Source organism: Streptomyces sp. CB00316, assembly GCF_001905595.1.
GTDB lineage: Bacteria > Actinomycetota > Actinomycetes > Streptomycetales > Streptomycetaceae > Streptomyces.
The window spans coordinates 744,255-761,471 of the sequence record NZ_LIXI01000005.1 but is presented as its reverse complement, the minus strand read 5'-3'; the positions used below and the strand labels follow the sequence as shown (position 1 = coordinate 761,471).

The 17,217-nt window shown below is 70.7% G+C and carries 15 protein-coding genes; 9 read left to right on the top strand and 6 right to left on the bottom strand.

The features are described from left to right. Window positions 1-125 precede the first annotated feature (125 nt). The 5 genes from AMK21_RS18115 (at window position 126) to AMK21_RS18095 (ending at window position 5,892) form a co-directional block, all read left to right on the top strand. On the top strand, window positions 126-1,709 hold the full coding sequence (locus AMK21_RS18115; RefSeq protein ID WP_079181196.1) for an ABC transporter ATP-binding protein: 1,584 nt from the start codon (window positions 126-128) through the stop codon (window positions 1,707-1,709). Then, window positions 1,706-2,821 carry an ABC transporter permease gene (locus AMK21_RS18110; protein ID WP_073879080.1) on the top strand — a complete coding sequence of 372 codons (1,116 nt, stop codon included), beginning with the start codon at window positions 1,706-1,708 and terminating at the stop codon, window positions 2,819-2,821. Before AMK21_RS18115 ends, AMK21_RS18110 begins: the two co-directional genes overlap by 4 nt. Continuing rightward, a complete protein-coding gene (locus AMK21_RS18105; protein WP_073879078.1) occupies window positions 2,818-4,080 on the top strand; it encodes an ABC transporter permease in 1,263 nt (420 codons plus the stop codon). Before AMK21_RS18110 ends, AMK21_RS18105 begins: the two co-directional genes overlap by 4 nt. After that, entirely contained in the window at window positions 4,077-4,499 is a 423-nt protein-coding gene (locus AMK21_RS18100) for a cytidine deaminase (protein WP_073879076.1), read from the top strand. The genes AMK21_RS18105 and AMK21_RS18100 overlap by 4 nt, the downstream gene beginning before the upstream one ends. A gap of 115 nt (window positions 4,500-4,614) precedes the next feature. After that, window positions 4,615-5,892 (top strand): thymidine phosphorylase, encoded by a 1,278-nt coding sequence (locus tag AMK21_RS18095; RefSeq protein ID WP_073879074.1) that lies wholly within the window; start codon window positions 4,615-4,617, stop codon window positions 5,890-5,892. Between the two features lie 97 nt (window positions 5,893-5,989). Here the strand turns inward: AMK21_RS18095 and AMK21_RS18090 are convergent, their stop codons facing one another. Next, window positions 5,990-9,331 (bottom strand): S8 family peptidase, encoded by a 3,342-nt coding sequence (locus tag AMK21_RS18090; RefSeq protein WP_079181188.1) that lies wholly within the window; start codon window positions 9,329-9,331, stop codon window positions 5,990-5,992. Between the two features lie 150 nt (window positions 9,332-9,481). Here AMK21_RS18090 and AMK21_RS18085 point away from each other — a divergent pair, with 150 nt between their 5' ends. Beyond that, entirely contained in the window at window positions 9,482-9,850 is a 369-nt protein-coding gene (locus AMK21_RS18085; RefSeq protein WP_073879072.1) for an STAS domain-containing protein, read from the top strand. Window positions 9,851-9,885: 35 nt separating this feature from the next. Here AMK21_RS18085 and AMK21_RS18080 read toward each other — a convergent pair whose 3' ends face one another. From AMK21_RS18080 to AMK21_RS18070, 3 genes are all read right to left on the bottom strand, one after another. After that, complete coding sequence (locus AMK21_RS18080) at window positions 9,886-10,923, bottom strand: sigma-70 family RNA polymerase sigma factor (protein ID WP_073879070.1); 1,038 nt, start codon at window positions 10,921-10,923, stop codon at window positions 9,886-9,888. Window positions 10,924-11,033: 110 nt separating this feature from the next. Continuing rightward, the gene (locus tag AMK21_RS18075; RefSeq protein WP_073879068.1) at window positions 11,034-11,750 is read right to left on the bottom strand and encodes a L,D-transpeptidase family protein; all 717 of its coding nucleotides are present in this window, start codon (window positions 11,748-11,750) and stop codon (window positions 11,034-11,036) included. A gap of 147 nt (window positions 11,751-11,897) precedes the next feature. Next, complete coding sequence (locus AMK21_RS18070; protein ID WP_073879066.1) at window positions 11,898-13,208, bottom strand: MFS transporter; 1,311 nt, start codon at window positions 13,206-13,208, stop codon at window positions 11,898-11,900. A 62-nt stretch (window positions 13,209-13,270) separates the two neighbouring features. Here AMK21_RS18070 and AMK21_RS18065 point away from each other — a divergent pair, with 62 nt between their 5' ends. Continuing rightward, window positions 13,271-14,224, top strand: a complete 954-nt coding sequence (locus AMK21_RS18065; RefSeq protein ID WP_073879064.1) for a LysR family transcriptional regulator — start codon at window positions 13,271-13,273, stop codon at window positions 14,222-14,224. A 107-nt stretch (window positions 14,225-14,331) separates the two neighbouring features. Here AMK21_RS18065 and AMK21_RS18060 read toward each other — a convergent pair whose 3' ends face one another. Beyond that, window positions 14,332-15,093, bottom strand: a complete 762-nt coding sequence (locus tag AMK21_RS18060; protein WP_073879062.1) for a dienelactone hydrolase family protein — start codon at window positions 15,091-15,093, stop codon at window positions 14,332-14,334. Between the two features lie 113 nt (window positions 15,094-15,206). On the opposite strand from AMK21_RS18060, the gene AMK21_RS18055 reads away from it, so the two are divergent. Both AMK21_RS18055 and AMK21_RS18050 read left to right on the top strand, forming a co-directional pair. Then, window positions 15,207-16,361, top strand: a complete 1,155-nt coding sequence (locus AMK21_RS18055; RefSeq protein WP_073879060.1) for an adenosine deaminase — start codon at window positions 15,207-15,209, stop codon at window positions 16,359-16,361. 134 nt (window positions 16,362-16,495) lie between these two features. Then, a complete protein-coding gene (locus AMK21_RS18050; RefSeq protein WP_073879058.1) occupies window positions 16,496-16,798 on the top strand; it encodes a hypothetical protein in 303 nt (100 codons plus the stop codon). Window positions 16,799-16,922: 124 nt separating this feature from the next. On the opposite strand, the gene AMK21_RS18045 is transcribed toward AMK21_RS18050, so the two are convergent. Continuing rightward, a complete protein-coding gene (locus tag AMK21_RS18045) occupies window positions 16,923-17,129 on the bottom strand; it encodes a PspC domain-containing protein (protein WP_073879056.1) in 207 nt (68 codons plus the stop codon). Window positions 17,130-17,217: the final 88 nt, after the last annotated feature.

The window sequence follows — 17,217 nt, the reverse complement described above, 5'->3', positions numbered from 1 at the left end:
ACCGGCCCCGGACCCCGCGTCCGGGCTGTGACGTGCGCCTGTGGTTCACGATTCGGCAGCTCTACGCGTGTAGACGGCCCTCCGGCGCGATAACTTCACCCCCTTCAGCCCCTCCGCCCCCGCTCCTGTCCGGCCAAGGAGAGTGCGTCATCAACGCGTCCAGCAGCCCCCCCGCCGTGGAACTGCACGGCATCACCAAGCGCTTCCCCGGCGTCGTCGCCAACCACGACATCGACATCACGATCGGCAAGGGCACGGTTCACGCCCTCGTCGGCGAGAACGGTGCCGGCAAGTCCACCCTGATGAAGATCCTCTACGGCATGCAGAAGCCGGACGAGGGCACCATCGCCATCAACGGTGAGCAGGTCTCCTTCTCCAACCCCGGCGACGCCATCGAGCGCGGCATCGGCATGGTGCACCAGCACTTCATGCTCGCCGACAACTTCACCGTCCTGGAGAACGTGGTCCTCGGCGGCGAGAAGCTGTACGGCATCGGCGCCGGCGCCCGCAGGAAGATCAAGGAGATCTCCGACGCGTACGGTCTCGGCATCCGCCCCGACGCGCTCGTCGAGGACCTCGGGGTCGCCGACCGGCAGCGCGTGGAGATCCTCAAGGTCCTTTATCGGGGCGCCCGCATCCTGATCCTGGACGAGCCGACCGCGGTCCTCGTGCCGCAGGAGGTCGACGCCCTCTTCGCCAACCTGCGCGAGCTCAAGGCCGAGGGACTGACCGTCATCTTCATCTCGCACAAGCTGGGCGAGGTGCTCTCGGTCGCCGACGAGATCACGGTGATCCGCCGCGGTACGACGGTGGGCACCGCCGACCCGGCCACCACCACGACCAAGCAGCTCGCCGAGCTGATGGTCGGCAGCGAGCTGCCCTCGCCGGAGACCCGCGAGTCCACGGTCACCGACGTGCCCATGCTGCGCGTGCGGGACCTCGCGCTCACGGTCACCGACCCCGACGGCACCGTCCGCGACGTCCTCGCGGGCGTCGGCTTCACCATCCACAAGGGCGAGGTCCTCGGGATCGCGGGCGTCGAGGGCAACGGGCAGACCGAGCTGATCGAGGCCCTGATCGGGATGCGCGACCCGGACGGCGGGGTGATCACCCTCGACACCGACGACATCTCGCACGCCCCCACCCGCAAGCGGCGCGAGGCCGGCATCGGCTACATCCCCGAGGACCGGCACCGCCACGGCGTCCTGCTGGACGCCCCGCTCTGGGAGAACCGCATCCTCGGCCACGTCACCGAGAAGCCCAACAGCCGCGGCTGGCTGCTGGACAACAAGGCGGCCCGCGCCGACACCGAGCGGATCGTGCGCGAGTACGACGTGCGCACCCCCGGCATCGAGGTCACCGCGGCCTCCCTCTCCGGCGGCAACCAGCAGAAGCTGATCGTCGGCCGTGAGATGAGCCACGCCCCCAAGCTCCTGATCGCCGCCCACCCCACCCGGGGCGTGGACGTCGGCGCGCAGGCGCAGATCTGGGACCAGATCCGCGAGGCCCGCCGCGAAGGGCTCGCCGTCCTGCTGATCTCGGCGGACCTGGACGAGCTCATCGGGCTCTCCGACACCCTGCGCGTCATGTACCGCGGCCGGCTGGTCGCGGACGCCGACCCGGCCACCATCACCCCGGAGGAACTGGGCACGGCCATGACCGGCGCCGCCACCGGTCACCTCGAAGGCTCGGAGGACGAGGCCCGATGAAGAAATTCGACAAGGACCGGCTGATCCTGGGCCTCGCCGGCCCGGTGCTCGCCCTGGTCGTGGCCCTCGCGCTGACGACCGTGGTGCTGCTGGCCTCCGGCCGTAACCCGTTCGAGCCGTACCGGATCATGTTCGACTCGGCGAGCTACGTCGACGTCCAGGTCCTGATCATCAACCAGGCGGGTACGTACTACCTCGCCGCCCTCGCGGTCGCCGTCGGCTTCCGCATGAACCTCTTCAACATCGGCGTCGACGGGCAGTACCGACTCGCCGCCATGATGGCCGCGCTGGTCGGCGCCAGCGTCAGCCTGCCGGGCCCGCTGCACATCGCGCTGATCGTGATCGTCGCGATGCTCGTCGGTGCCTTCTGGGCCGGTATCGCGGGCTTCCTCAAGACCACCCGCGGGGTGAGCGAGGTCGTCTCCACGATCATGCTCAACTCGATCGCCACCGCGCTGGTCGCCTGGCTGATCCTGCCGAAGAACTTCGGTGAGCAGCCCGCAGGCTCCAACAACCTCACCACCGGCGAGATCGCGGAGACCGGCTGGTTCCCGGGTCTGCCGATGGGCGACGGCGGGGAGATCTACGGCTTCACCTTCGTCGCCGCCGGCTGCGGCCTGCTCTACTGGTTCGTCCTCAACCGCACCCGGTTCGGCTTCGACCTGCGCGCCACGGGCGCCAGCGAGAGCGCCGCCCAGGCCTCCGGTGTGGACGCCAAGAAGATGATCCTCACCTCGATGCTGATCTCCGGTGCGGTAGCGGGCCTCGCGGGCCTGCCGACGCTGCTCGGCGACACCCACACCTACAGCCTCGACTTCCCCACCGGTATCGGCTTCACCGGTATCACCATCGCGCTGCTGGGCCGCAACAACCCGCTCGGCATCGCCTTCAGCGCCCTGCTGATCGCCTTCCTCGACAAGTCGTCGGCCTCGCTCGACCAGTTCGGGTACGAGAAGGAGATCGCCACGATCATGCAGGGCCTGATCGTGATCTCGGTCGTCGTCTCCTACGAGCTGGTACGCCGCTACGGCGTCCGCCGTCAGCAGCAGAAGGTCGGCGAGGAGCTCGCGGCCGGCCACGCCCTCACGACCGAGAAGGAGGCGGCCCTGTGAGCACCAGCAAAGTCACTGCCGCACGTCACGCCCCCAAGAAGGGCGGCCGCCGCAAGCTCACCCTGCCCGTCGTCCTGCTCATCATCGCGGGCGGCCTCGCCCTCGTCTCGCTCGTCCGCCTGATCAGCGGCGCCGACGACGTCACCTCGGTCGGCCAGGTCGCCGGCGCGCTGGAGCTCGCCGTCCCGATCGGCCTCGCCGGACTCGGCGGTCTGTGGGCCGAGCGCGCGGGCGTCGTCAACATCGGCCTCGAAGGCATGATGATCCTCGGTACCTGGTTCGGTGCCTGGGCCGGATTCCAGTGGGGCCCGTGGATGGGTGTCCTCTTCGGCATCCTCGGCGGCTGCCTCGGCGGCCTGCTCCACGCGGTCATCACCGTCACCTTCGGCGTGAACCACATCGTCTCCGGTGTGGCGATCAACATCCTCGCCGTCGGTGTCACCCGCTATCTCTCCAACTTCGCCTTCGACGGCGTGCAGGGCGGCTCCTCCAAGCAGTCCCCGCGCATCGACCCGATCGACAAGATCACCATTCCGGGGCTCTCGGACTGGATGCAGGACCTCCAGCAGCACCACTGGTTCCTGATCTCCGACGTCGCGGGCATCATCGGCGGCCTGGTCACCGGCCTCTCCCTGCTGACCCTGCTCGCGCTGCTGCTGATCCCGGCGACCTGGTGGATCCTGTGGCGCACCTCGTTCGGGCTGCGGCTGCGCTCCTGCGGCGAGTCCCCGGTGGCCGCCGAGACGCTCGGCGTCAACGTGTACAAGTACAAGTACATCGCCGTCACCGTCTCCGGCGGGCTCGCGGGCCTCGGCGGCGCGTTCCTCGCGATCGTCGCCACCGGCATCTACCAGGAGGGCCAGACCGGCGGCCGCGGCTACATCGGCCTCGCAGCCATGATCTTCGGCAACTGGATGCCGGGCGGCATGGCGCTGGGCGCCGGGCTCTTCGGCTTCACCGACAGCCTCAAGCTGCGCGGCGGCGCCGAGAACGTCCACGCGATGCTGCTCCTGCTGGCGATCCTGCTGGTCATCGCGGTGTTCTGGCAGCTCTACAAGAAGAAGTACGTCGCCGCGGTGATCTCGGCGGCCGTCTCGGCGCTGCTGTTCACCTGGTACCTGCTGACCGACCAGGTGCCGAGCCAGTTCGTCGACGCGGCCCCGTACGTCACCACGCTGCTGGTCCTCTCGCTCTCCGCGCAGCGCCTACGCATGCCGAAGGCGAACGGCGTGCCCTACCGGAAGGGCGAGGGCAAGTGACCTCGCCCGCCTCCGAACCCGCCACTCCCTTCGGTGAGGCCGACTGGGAGGTCCTGCGGGAGGCGGCCCGGGACGCGATGTCCCGGGCGTACGCCCCCTACTCGGGCTTCCCGGTCGGGGTCGCCGCCCGGGTGGACGACGGCCGCACGATCACCGGCTGCAACGTCGAGAACGCCTCCTACGGCCTCTCGCTCTGCGCCGAGTGCGGCCTGGTCTCCACCCTCCAGGCGACCGGCGGCGGCCGGCTGACCCACTTCACCTGTGTGGACGGCACCGGGTCCATCCTGGTGCCGTGCGGCAGGTGCCGACAGCTCCTGTACGAGTTCGGCGGCCCCGAACTCCTCCTGGAGACGCCCGACGGGCTCCGCACGCTGGACGAGATGCTGCCGCAGTCGTTCGGCCCGCAGCACCTCGGTTGAATCTGTAACACCCTGGTGGCCCTTCCCCTCCCGGAAGGGCCACCGCCATTCCCTCTCTCTATGCGCGTAGAGTCGCCATCGAACTCTTGCGTACGCACCGGCCGGAAGGACTCCCATGGACGCCATCTCCGTCATCCGCACCAAGCGGGACCGAGGCGAGCTGACCCCCGAGCAGATCGACTGGGTCATCGACGCGTACACCCGCGGCGAGGTCGCCGACGAGCAGATGTCCGCCCTCGCCATGGCGATCCTGCTCAACGGGATGAACCGCACCGAGATCGCCCGCTGGACCGCCGCGATGATCGCCTCCGGCGAGCGGATGGACTTCGCCGCACTCTCCCGCCCCACCACCGACAAGCACTCCACCGGCGGCGTCGGCGACAAGATCACCCTGCCGCTCGCCCCGCTGGTCGCCGCGTGCGGTGCCGCCGTGCCGCAGCTCAGCGGCCGGGGCCTCGGCCACACCGGCGGCACCCTGGACAAGCTGGAGTCCATCCCCGGCTGGCGGGCCCACATCTCCAACGAGGAGATGCTGCACGTCCTCGACACCACCGGCGCGGTCATCTGCGCCGCGGGTGACGGCCTCGCCCCCGCCGACAAGAAGCTCTACGCGCTGCGCGATGTCACCGGCACCGTCGAGGCGATCCCGCTCATCGCCAGCTCGATCATGTCCAAGAAGATCGCCGAGGGCACCGGGGCGCTCGTCCTGGACGTCAAGGTCGGCTCCGGCGCCTTCATGAAGACCATCGAGGACGCCCGCGAGCTGGCCTCCACCATGGTCGCGCTCGGCACCGACAGCGGGGTGCGGACGGTCGCCCTGCTCACCGACATGTCGACCCCGCTCGGCCTCACCGCGGGCAACGCGCTGGAGGTACGGGAGTCCGTCGAGGTCCTGGCCGGCGGCGGCCCCAGGGACGTCATCGACCTGACCCTCGCCCTCGCCCGCGAGATGCTGGACGCCGCGGGCCTCAAGGACGCCGACCCCGAGAAGGCGCTCGCCGACGGCTCCGCGATGGACGTCTGGCGACGCATGATCTCCGCCCAGGGCGGCGACCCGGACGCCACCCTCCCGGTCGCCCGCGAGCAGCACGTGGTGACCGCGCGCTCCTCCGGCGTCCTGACCCGCCTGGACGCCTACGACGTCGGCGTCGCCGCCTGGCGCCTGGGCGCCGGCCGGGCCCGCAAGGAGGACCCGGTGCAGGCGGGCGCGGGCGTCGAGCTCCACGCCAAGCCCGGCGACACCGTCACCGAGGGCCAGCCCCTGATGACGCTGCACACGGACACCCCGGAGAAGTTCGACTACGCACTGAAGGCCCTGCCCGACGCGTACGACATCGCCCCGGCCGGCACGTCCTTCGCGCCGCTCCCGGTGGTGCGGGAACGTATCGCGTAACGCGCGGGAACAAAGCGAGCGGCCCGCCGCACGGAGGAAGTTCCGTGCGGCGGGCCGCCGTTGCGTGCGGGATGAGTGAACTGCCCGCTCTATCGGGTCACTTGCCCAGGTACGCGCTGTAGATCCGCACCGTGGACTTGTTGCCCTTCTTGTCGGTGATGTTGGCGGCGAAGGAGATGGCCTTGCCCTTCGCCGGGTTCTTCACCGTGATCTTGCCCTTCTTCACGGTGACCTTCTTCCAGGTCTTGCCACCGTTGTAACTGACGTACGTCGTCAGCGCCTTGAGGTTCTTCCCGGCGGCCGAACCCTGCACCTTCACCGGCACGGAGACGGTCTTGCCCGCCTTCGCCCGGCCGTCGGCGGAGAGGGCGGGGGTGAAGCGGACGGTGGAGGCCGGGAGCTTCGCGCTCGCCTTCTTGGAGCGGAAGGAGAAGCTGACGTCGACCCGGGTGGAGAGGGCGCCGATCTTCGCGGTGTGCTTCACCGACGAGGTCAGCCTGTAGTCGGCGCTGCCCGCCGGGACCGTGAAGTAGTCCCAGCCCTGGAGCGGGTCCTTGTGCTGGGCGAACTTCTTCCCGTTGCGGTGGAGCACCGTGGTGACCGAGGAGAACTCCGGCGCGCCGTCGTTGCCCTTGCCGTCCGCCAGCAGCGGAAGGAAGCCGGAGATCTCGTTGCCGTCGCGGTAGACGCCGTCGTACCCGGTCAGCCGCGGACCGAAGACCCCGGTGTTCACGGTCTTCGTGTAGGACTTGCCGCCCTTGTAGGCGACGGGGTTCCCGAGGAAGTAGCCCGCCTCGTAGATCAGGTGGCCCTTCTTGTCCTTGCCGCCGATCTGGGCGAACATCAGGGCCCAGCGGGCCTTGTCGGTGGTGGCGACCCGGACCGTGCGGACGCCGGGCAGCGCCTGGTAGGCGGGCGCGCCGTACATCTGGTGCCCGCCCGGCAGTTCGGAGATGGGGGCGACCTCACCGGTCTTCTTCTTGACCGCGCCGACGCCCATGGTGAGCTTCACCGTGGCGAACTGGCTCGCCTTGTACTTACGGCTGAAGCCCGTGGCGAACTGGGTGACCTTGCCGCCGGTCGCGATGTTGTAGTCGCCCGCCGCGCCCTTGTTCCAGCTGCCCGCCCAGCGCTGGCTGAGCGAACCGTCGGTGACCTTCGGACCGACGTGAGCGGTGCGGAGGGTTCCCTTGCCGCCGACCGCCCAGCCGTAGGTGAGGTCGATCTGCTTGGTCGCGATCGTGTACTCGGTCTGGATGCCGCGGAGCTTGGTCCCCTTCACCGGCAGGGTGATGGCGGCCGGCTTGGTCCTACGGGCGTCCAGCGTGATCGTCGTGTTCTTCGTGACGCTCAGCTTCGGCTGGACGAGCCAGTCGACGTCCCACTTCTTCTTCGGATCCGTGACGACGCTGCTGTTCAGCACATAGGTGCCCTTGGGCACCCGCACCTTGGCCACGCCGTTCTTGAAGGCCGAGCCGAACGACGCGAAGCCGGCGTTGCCGCCCAGATCGTCCAGCGAGACGTCCGCGGTCGCCGGGACCTTGCCCGTGCGGCTGATCGCCTTCAAGGTGATCTCGTACGCCTCGCGCTCACGGTCGACCGCGGCCGCGGTGCGGACGCTCTGGCCGCCGCCGGTGGCCACGACGTACGCGGAGTACGCGCCCACCTCGGCGCCGCCGAGCCGGGTGTCGGCCGTCAGCGCCACCTCGGCGGTACCGCCCGCGGGCACGGTGACCTGCGGGGTGCCGAGGGTGAAGAAGCCGGCCGGGGCGGGCTTGCCCTTCGGGCCGGTGCCGGCGACCGTGAGGTCGAGGGTGACGTCCGCGGTGCCCAGGTTGCGGTAGGTGATCTTCTCGGTCACCGGGGTGTCGTCGGTGTGCGGCCACTGCTGGACGCCGAAGTTGACCGAGACCTGATCACTCACCACGGTCTGGGTGAGCGCCCGGTCCACCGCGATCCGGCCCGTGCCCTGCTGGAACGGGGTGTACGCGCCCGGCTTGGTGGAGGACGCCAGCACGCTCTTCAGCTGCCTGTACGTCCACTCCGGGTGCTGCTGCTTGAGCAGGGCCGCTGCGCCCGCGACGTGCGGGGTGGCCATCGACGTACCGGAGATGCTGAGGTAGCCGGCCGGGCTCTCGCCGACCTCCAGGGCGATCTCCGAGTCCAGGGCGGAGGCCGCCGTGATGTCCACGCCGGGGGCGGTGACATCGGGCTTGACCGCGCCGTCGCCGACGCGGGGGCCACGGCTGGAGAAACCCGCCAGCTTGTCCTTGTCGTCGACCGCACCGACGGTCAGCGCGGCCTCCGCACTGCCCGGGGAGCCGACCGTGCCCGCGCCGCTGCCCTCGTTGCCCGCCGCGATGGCGAACAGGACGCCCTTCGTGGCCGAGAGCTTGTTGACGGCGGCCTCCAGCGCGTCCACCTCGGGGGTGTCCATGCCGCCCAGGCTCAGGTTGACGACGTCGGCGCCCTGGGCGACCGCCCACTCCATCCCGGCCAGGATGCCGGAGTCGTCGCCGAACCCGTCGTCGCCGAGCACCTTGCCGGCCAGGAGCTTGGCGTCCGGGGCGACGCCCTTGAACTTCCCGCCCTGCTTGGCGCCCGAACCCGCGGCGATCGAGGCGACATGGGTGCCGTGACCGATGCGGTCCTTGAGGTCGGGCGAGGTGGAGAAGTTCTTCGCCTTGACGATCTTGCCCTTGAGGTCGGCGTGCGTGCCGTCCACCCCGGTGTCCAGGACCGCGATCTTGACACCCTTGCCGGTGTAACCGGCGCTCCAGGCGGCCTGCGTCCCGATCTGGGCGACGCTGCGGTCCAGGGTCACCTTGCGCTTGCCGTCCAGCCAGACGCGGTCGATGCCCGCCGCGGTGGTGCGCTGGGTGCCGCCCGCCTGCTCGCTGGTGAGCGCCTGCCACAGGTCCGGCGCGTCCGCCTTCGGCGTGGCGACCGACTGCGCGTTCAGCGACGTCAGGCTCCGGCCGATCCGGGTGGAACCCGCGTCCCGGACCTCCGCCTTCGCCCGGGAGCTCTGGGCGCCCCGGTAGCTGACGATGAGCCGCAGGTCCTTCTTCTGGGCCCGGCGGTTCTCCGGCCGGTTGAGCTCGGTGATGTCGAAGAGCCGCCGGTCGAGCTTGCCCGAGGCGATGAGCCGCTGGGCGTCGCCGGGTATGACGAGCGTGCGCCCGTCACGTATCTGCTTGTGCACCGGGATGCCGTCGCGTCCCTCCGCGGGCTGGAAGCCCACGACCCGGCCCTTGGCGTCCACGGACACCCGGTCACCGGTGATCAGCGTCAGCTGGTGCGAGGCCTTGCCCGCGGTGCCGGAGGCCTTGCCCGCGGCTGCGGACGGGACCGGCCGGGCGGCGGCGGGCGTGGTCATGCCCGCGGCGAGCGCGACGGCGGCGGCCGCGGCGACGGCCGGGACCCCCACCCTCTTCACGTGTGTGTGCAACTCTCCCCCTGGAGAATGAGGCGGTTCCTCTGAACCGTTCACTCAACCTAGAGGGGAAAATTCGTGAAGAGGTTCGCAAGAGATGTGTACGAGTTGTGAGTTGGGTCTCTCCGGGGAGGATCCCGCATCGGGACGGCGATGAGTTTCGGTCACCGGAACGGTCCTCCCGTCGTGGCAGCCATGAACCCGATCGTCCTCGTCGTCGCCGGACACGTCACCCGTGACGTCGTACCGGCCCTCTGCACGGAACTGGAGACCTTGCTGAACGACCCCCGAAGCGCCGCGCTCGACCCCGCCGCGCCGGTCGAGTGCGACGTGGGCGGCGTGGACCGGGCGGACCTGGCCCTGGTCGAGGCGGTGGCCCGGCTCACGCTCGTCGCCCGCCGGGCCGGGCGGCAGCTGCGGCTGCGCCGGGTGGGGCCCGAACTCCAGGGGCTGCTGGGCCTGGTGGGGCTGGCGGACGTGGTCGGCCTGGAGGGACCGGAGGAGCGGGTGCCGGGGCCGTGACCGACCGGGGCCGGTCAGCCCGCGTCCGTCACGGCTCAGCCCGCGTCCGTCACTGCCGGAAGCCGCTCGGGCAGGCCGAACAGAGGGAACCAGCGCTCCGCGTCCAGGAAGCAGTGCATCCCCGAGATCGCCCCGTCCCGGACGTCGATGACCTGGACCGCCCACGGTACGAAGCCGCCGTCCTCCGGGTCGGGCTTGTAGTGCGCGAAGCCGGGCGAGCCGTTGGCGGAGACGGGCACCAGCCGGGAGCCCGCGCACGCCGCGCCCATGGTGGTCATGAAGCCCGTGATGTCCGAAGTGCCCTGGAGCCACAGGTCGAACGGCGGCATCGTCATCACTGCGTCCTCGTGGAGCAGCGCGGTCAGAGCGGCCATGTCGTACCCCTCGAACGCGGTCACATAGCGCTCCAGAAGCTCCTGCTGCTCCTCGTCGAGCGGGCCCGCCGCGTCGGGGACCCGGCCCTCGTGCTCGGTCAGGGTGGCGCGGGCCCGCTGAAGGGCGCTGTTGACCGAGGCGACGGAGGTCTCCAGCAGCTCGGCGACCTCGGCGGCCTTCCAGGCGAGCACCTCACGCAGGATCAGCACGGCACGCTGCTTGGACGGCAGGCGCTGGAGGGCGGCGACGAACGCCAGGCGCACCGACTCCCGCGCCACGGCGGCCTCCGCCGGGTCCTGGACGGTGGGCAGGATGCGGCCGTCCGGCATCGGCTCCAGCCAGACGTTCTCCGGCCGGGGGCTGAGGGCGGCCTGGGCGAGCGGGGTCGGGCCCGTCAGATCGACCGGGCGGGCCCGCTTGTTGCCCGCGCTCAGCATGTCCAGGCAGACGTTGGTGGCGATCCGGTAGAGCCAGGAGCGCAGCGAGGAGCGGCCCTCGAACTTGTCGAAGTTGCGCCAGGCCCGCACCAGGGTGTCCTGCACCGCGTCCTCGGCCTCGAACGCCGAGCCGAGCATCCGGTAGCAGTACCCGGTCAGCTCGGTGCGGTGGCCTTCGAGCCGGGCCTCGACACCGCCCTCAACGGCTCCTTCGGCCCCAGCCCCCGCATCCGTGGCCGTCGTCGTGGTCAGATCGCTCATCGCTGCACCCCTGTCGCGCGGCCGCGCCGCGGCCTCCGTCACCCGGTCCGTCGGAAGCTACCCCAGGGCACTGACAACAGGGGTGGAAGGAGGCCTACGGCCCGCGTCGATCAGGTCCCGGGCTTGCGCCCGTAGACGTACACGTCGTCGCCGTTCTTCAGCAGTTTCCAGTATGCCTTCGCGTCGGCGGGGCGCATGTTGACGCAGCCGCCGGACCCCGGCGGGTTGTACATGGACTTGGTGACCGAGTGGAACGCCTGGCCGCCGTCGAAGAACTGCGAGTGCGGCATCCACACCTTGTAGATCGTCGACCAGTGCTTGATGTTGCGCCAGTAGATCTTCTTCGCGCCGGTCCGGGTCTCCGCGCCGTCGCGCCCTGTCCGCACCGGCACCGGGCCGTACTTCAGCTTCTTGCCGTCCTGGATCCAGCTCAGCTGCCGGGTCAGGTCGACGCAGGCTATGCGGCCCTTGTCGGTGGGACACTTCCCGGCCTTGTTCGGGTTCTTCCCGGCGGCCTTCTGGGCGTTCATCGTGTTCATCGTGCGCCAGGTCAGCGGGCCCGCGTACCCGATGGTGGGGGTGATCCCGTGGGCCTTCTGGAACTTCTGGATCGCCTTGCAGTCGGCCGCCGACTGCTTGCCGTCCACGGGCCGCTTCAGGAATTTCTCGACCTGCTTCTGGTACGGCCCGGTGGAGGTGGAGCAGGAGGCCGCCTGGGCCGCGGTGCCGGTGCCCAGGACCAGGGCGGGTGCCGCCACCAGCCCGGCCACGGAGAGCGCGACCCCACGTCGCAGTCGCCCTCCGGATACGTTCGCCATCACTCCCATGTGCCCCAACTCCCCTTCGCCCACAGTGGTTTTGTGGTTACGCCTGGTAGACGCGCGAAGGGGAGGGGTGGTTGCACGGGGCAGGTCTCGGTTGCGTCGCGTTCCGGAATGGCCGCAATCACGTTCTCCGGGACGAGCCCCGGAGGGTCACCGGGCCGCCGGCACCAGCGCCCGCCGCTCGGCCCGCGCCACCCGGGTCCCGTACAGGGTGATGGAGACGACACCGAGGACCGCGAGCAGGCCCAGCGCCACCGTCGCCGTCCAGCCGCCCGCGTGGAAGGCGACCGCGCCCAGCGTGCCGCCCACGCTGGAGCCCAGGTAGTACGCCGACTGGTAGAGCGCCGACGCCTGCGCCCGGCCGGTCGTCGCCGTCCGGCTCACCGAGGACGAGGCGACCGCGTGCCCCGCGAAGAACCCGGCCGTGATCAGCACCAGGCCCAGCAGTACGGATGCCAGCTGGTCGGCGAGCGAGAGCAGCAGCCCGGCCGTGGTCGTGGAGACCGCCAGGTAGAGCGCGCCCCGGCGACCGAGGCGGGCCACCAGGCGCCCGGCCGCGGCGGAGGAGACCGTACCGACCAGGTAGACCAGGAAGATCGACCCGATGATGCCCTGCGGCAGCGAGAACGGCTCCTCGACCAGCCGGTAGCCGATCACCGTGTAGACCGCGCCGAACACCGTCATGAACAGTGCGCCGATCGCGTACAGCCGCACCAGCAGCGGGTTGCCCAGATGCGTGGCGACGGCCTTCGCCAGCGCCTTCGGGTTCAGCGAACCGGGGGTGAAGTTGCGGGCCTTGGGGATCAGGAAGTGGAAGGCGACGGCGCACGCCACCGCCAGCAGGCCGACCGCCGCGAGCGCCGCGCGCCAGCCCCACAGCTGGGCGACCCAGCCGGTGAGGATGCGGCCGCTCATGCCGCCGATGCTGTTGCCCGCGACGAACAGCCCGATCGCGGCGATCAGCGCCCTGGGGCGGACCTCCTCCGCGAGATACGCCATCGCGGAGGCAGGCAGCCCGGCGAGCGCCGCGCCCTGGATCGCCCGCAGCGCGATCAGCCAGCCGATCGAGGGGGCGAACGGCACCAGCATCCCGACCAGGACCGCGACCGTCAGCGAGGCCGTCATCATCTGCCGCCGCCCGAACCGCTCCGACAGCGCGCTCAGCGGCAGCACGCACAGCGCCAGTGCGCCGGTCGCCGCGGAGACCGTCCAGCTCGCCTGGCCGGCGCTCACGCCGTACGAGGCGGAGATCGCGGGCAGCAGGGCCTGGGTGGAGTAGAGGAGGGCGAAGGCCGCGACACCTGCGGCGAAGAGCGCGAAGCTCATCCTGCGGTAGCCGGGGCGGCCGGGCTCCAGCCGCTCGGTGGCGGTGGGCGCGGCGGCGCGGGAGGTGATGACGGGGGACGACGGGGCAGAGGCATCCACGACGACGGTGGATGCCCCGGTATCGGCGGGAGGCATACGACGAACGTAGAGCGCCCTGTTTCATGCGTCCAATGCACGAAACCGCCATAATCGATCCCATGGCGCATCAACGCAGCTCACAGCCTCGGCTGTCACCGAGCAGTTACGAAGAAGACATCCGGGCCGTCCTCGCGCCCCGCCTCGCGTACTTCGAGGCGGTCGCCCGGCACGAGCATGTGACCCGCGCCGCACACGAGCTCGGCGTCCCGCAGTCCACGCTCTCGCGGGCCATGGTCCGGCTCGAAGCGGACCTGGGCGTCGCCCTGTTCGCCCGCAAGGGCCGTACCGTCTCGCTCACCCCGGCGGGCCGCACCTTCCTCGGCTCGGCCGAACGGGCCCTGGCCGAGGTGGAGAAGGCCGCCGACTCGGTCCGGGCGGACGCCGACCCCGCGGGCGGCCGGGTCTCCTTCGGCTTCCTGCACACCATGGGCTCCGAGACCGTGCCCGCCCTGATCCGCGGCTTCCGGGCCGACCACCCGAAGGTCCGCTTCCAACTCGTCCAGAACTACGGCGAGGCGATGATCGAACGGCTGCGCGCCGGGGGCCTCGACCTCTGCCTCACCTCACCCGTTCCCGACGCCCCCGACCTGGTCACCCGCCGCCTGGACGAACAGCGCCTGCGCCTGGTGGTGCCCGACGACCACCGCCTGGCCTCCCGCCGCCGCATCCGCCTCGCGGAGGCCGCCGACGAAACCTTCGTCACGCTCGAACCCGGCTACGGGCTCCGCCGCATCACCGACGACCTCTGCACGGAGGCCGGTTTCACCCCGCGCGTCGCCTTCGAGGGCGAGGAGGCCGAGACCCTGCGCGGCCTGGTCGCCGCCGGGCTCGGGGTGGCCCTCCTGCCGCCGCCCGCGGTCGCCCGCCCCGGCGTCGTCGAGCTGACGGTCACCGCCCCGCGCGCGGTCCGCGAGATCGGGGTCGCCTGGCTGGACGGCCACCCCGACACCCCGCCGGTCGCCGCGTTCAAGCGGTTCCTGCTCTCGCGGCGGGGGAATCTGCTGCCGGACTGACGTACTCCCCGGAAGCCGGCGGCAACATCGGATGATCCGGTAGGAGGGAACGGCTCGGCAGGGGAACGTACGGCCTGACGCCTTACGGGCTCCGCCCCGTACGGCGTTCAGTGCCGCAGCGACCGCCCGAAACCGGCCGCCAGCGGCATCCTCAGCCCCAGCGGCGGCGGTGCGGCCAGCGCGTCCTTGACCGGCCGGGCGTAGGACCGGGCGAAGAGCGAGCCGCGGACGAAGTCGGCGGCCAGCGCCACCACTTCGGAGCGGTGCTGGCGCAGCGCGTGCCCGTCCGAGTGGACCTCGAAGCGGCAGGTGTCCCGGTTGGACTTCTTCGCCCGTTCGGCCAGCCGGTACGACAGCTCCGGGTCCGTGCGCTCGTCGTTGGTGCCGTGCACGATGAGCACCCGCCGCCCCACGAGCTGCTTGACCGGCTCCGGCTCGGCGGTGGCGTGCTCCGGCAGCCAGGGGGCCATCGCCAGGACCGAGGTGACCGCCCCGTGCCCGGCGGCCCGCAGCGCCGCCCGCCCGCCCATCCCGTGGCCGACCAGGCACACGGGAACGTCCCCGTACCGCCGCTGGACCTCGTCGGCCGCCCAGGCGGCGTCCTCGGCCGGGTGCGCGTCGGTGTCGTTCCAGCCGCGGCAGCGGTAGCGCAGGACGTGCACCGCCAGCCCGTCGCCCTCCCCGGCGCGCGCCAGCGCACGGGCGAACGGCAGCTGGACCGCGTACGACAGGGGGGAGGGACGGCGCCGTGAGTCGGCCTCGCCGTTCGGGAGCAGCAGGACCACGCCGCTGACCTCGTATGGTGCTCCGGCCGTCGAGACGGCCCGTCCCAGCCTGGCGGCAGGCAGGGGGAGTGCGCGCTGTGCCATGACAGAACAGTCTCAGAAGGGCAGGTGTACTCCACCCGACTTTCCGGTCACTGTTACGCATCGACGGAAGGCGTCGCCCAGCGCTCTACGCGCGTAGGCGCTAGAGTGCCAAGATGACGAGCCAGACCCCGAATGTCCCTGATTCCGACCAGATCCGGCGCGCCCCCAAGGTGCTGCTCCACGACCACCTCGACGGCGGCCTGCGCCCGGGTACGATCATCGAGCTGGCCCGCGCGCAGGGTTACGACTCCCTCCCCGAGACCGAGGCCGACAAGCTCGGCATCTGGTTCCGCGAGGCCGCCGACTCCGGTTCGCTGCCCCGGTATCTGGAGACCTTCGCCCACACCTGCGCCGTCATGCAGACCCGTGACGCGCTCTTCCGGGTGGCCGCGGAGTGCGCCGAGGACCTCGCCGAGGACGGCGTCGTCTACGCGGAGGTCCGGTACGCCCCCGAGCAGCACCTGGAGGGCGGCCTGACCCTCGAAGAGGTCGTCGAGGCGGTCAACGCGGGCTTCCGTGAGGGCGAGCGCATCGCCCGGGCCAACGGCCACCGCATCCGCGTCGGCGCCCTGCTCACCGCGATGCGGCACGCGGCCCGCGCGCTGGAGATCGCCGAGCTCGCCAACAGCTACCGCGACCAGGGCGTCGTCGGCTTCGACATCGCGGGCGCCGAGGCCGGCTTCCCTCCCACCCGCCACCTCGACGCGTTCGAGTACCTCAAGCGGGAGAACAACCACTTCACGATCCACGCGGGCGAGGCCTTCGGCCTGCCGTCGATCTGGCAGGCCCTGCAGTGGTGCGGCGCCGACCGGCTCGGCCACGGGGTGCGGATCATCGACGACATCGAGGTCGCCGACGACGGCTCGGTCACCCTCGGCCGCCTCGCCTCCTACGTACGCGACAAGCGCATCCCGCTGGAGATGTGCCCGACGTCCAACCTGCAGACCGGCGCGGCCACCTCGTACGCGGAGCACCCGATCGGGCTGCTGCGGAAGCTGCATTTCCGCGTCACCGTGAACACGGACAACCGCCTCATGAGCGGGACGAGCATGAGCCGGGAATTCGATCTGCTGACCGACGCGTTCGGATACACGCTCGACGACATGCAGTGGTTCACCGTCAATGCGATGAAATCAGCTTTCATTCCTTTCGATGAACGTCTGGCGATGATCAACGAGGTCGTCAAGCCTGGTTATGCCGAGCTGAAATCCGAGTGGCTTTTCCGTCAGACCGCTGTGACCAGCGGTTCCGCTGCTGCCACGAGCTGACGTTCGGGATGTGGAGGATGGTCGGGAATCGAATTCCCGGCCATCTTTCGCGTGTCGGGATGTTTGCGGACGGGGTGGCGGCATGACTACCGTGCGGAGCCGCTCACATCCCCTTCCCCAAGGATGAATTCTTCATGAAGAAGACCGCTGCCAAGACTCTCGGTGTCGCCGCTCTCGGCGCCGCTTTCGCCGCTGCCGCCGCCGGGAGCGCCTCCGCCGCCCCCTCGCTGCCGCTCGACACCATGGCCGGTGCGCTCCCCGTCTCCACCATGGCGCTGGAGAGTGTCGCCACGGCGGCCCAGAACGCGCCGGTCCAGGAGACCGTCGGCAAGGTCCTCGGCGGCGACGCCACCGACGCCGCCGCCCCGGTCACCGGCCTGCTCGGCGGACTGCCCACCCAGGGACTGACCGCCAACGGCATCCCGCTCGGCGGCTGACCGTACCCGCCCAGGAACGACCGTGGGGCGCACACCCTGGATCAGGGTGTGCGCCCCACTGTGCTGCGCGTGCGGCTGTGCTGCGCGGTGCGTACGCCGACGCTCCTCCCCGTGGCCGGTCGTGTCACCAGGCCGTCGCGGACGAGGAGGACTTCTCCGAGGGCAGGAGCGCCCACAGGGCCAGATAGATCAGGAACTGCGGGCCGGGCAGCAGGCACGAGACGACGAAGATGACGCGCATCGTGCCGGCCGAGGTGCCGAAGCGCCGTGCCAGCCCCGCGCACACGCCGCCGATCATGCGGCCTTCAGTAGGGCGGACCAGTGCGGCCATGGTGGGCTCCTTCGCGAACGGTAGCGGTGGGAGCGGCTCTGTTCTGCTCCCGGTATATCCATGGTGCGCCCGCGAAGGAGGACAAAGC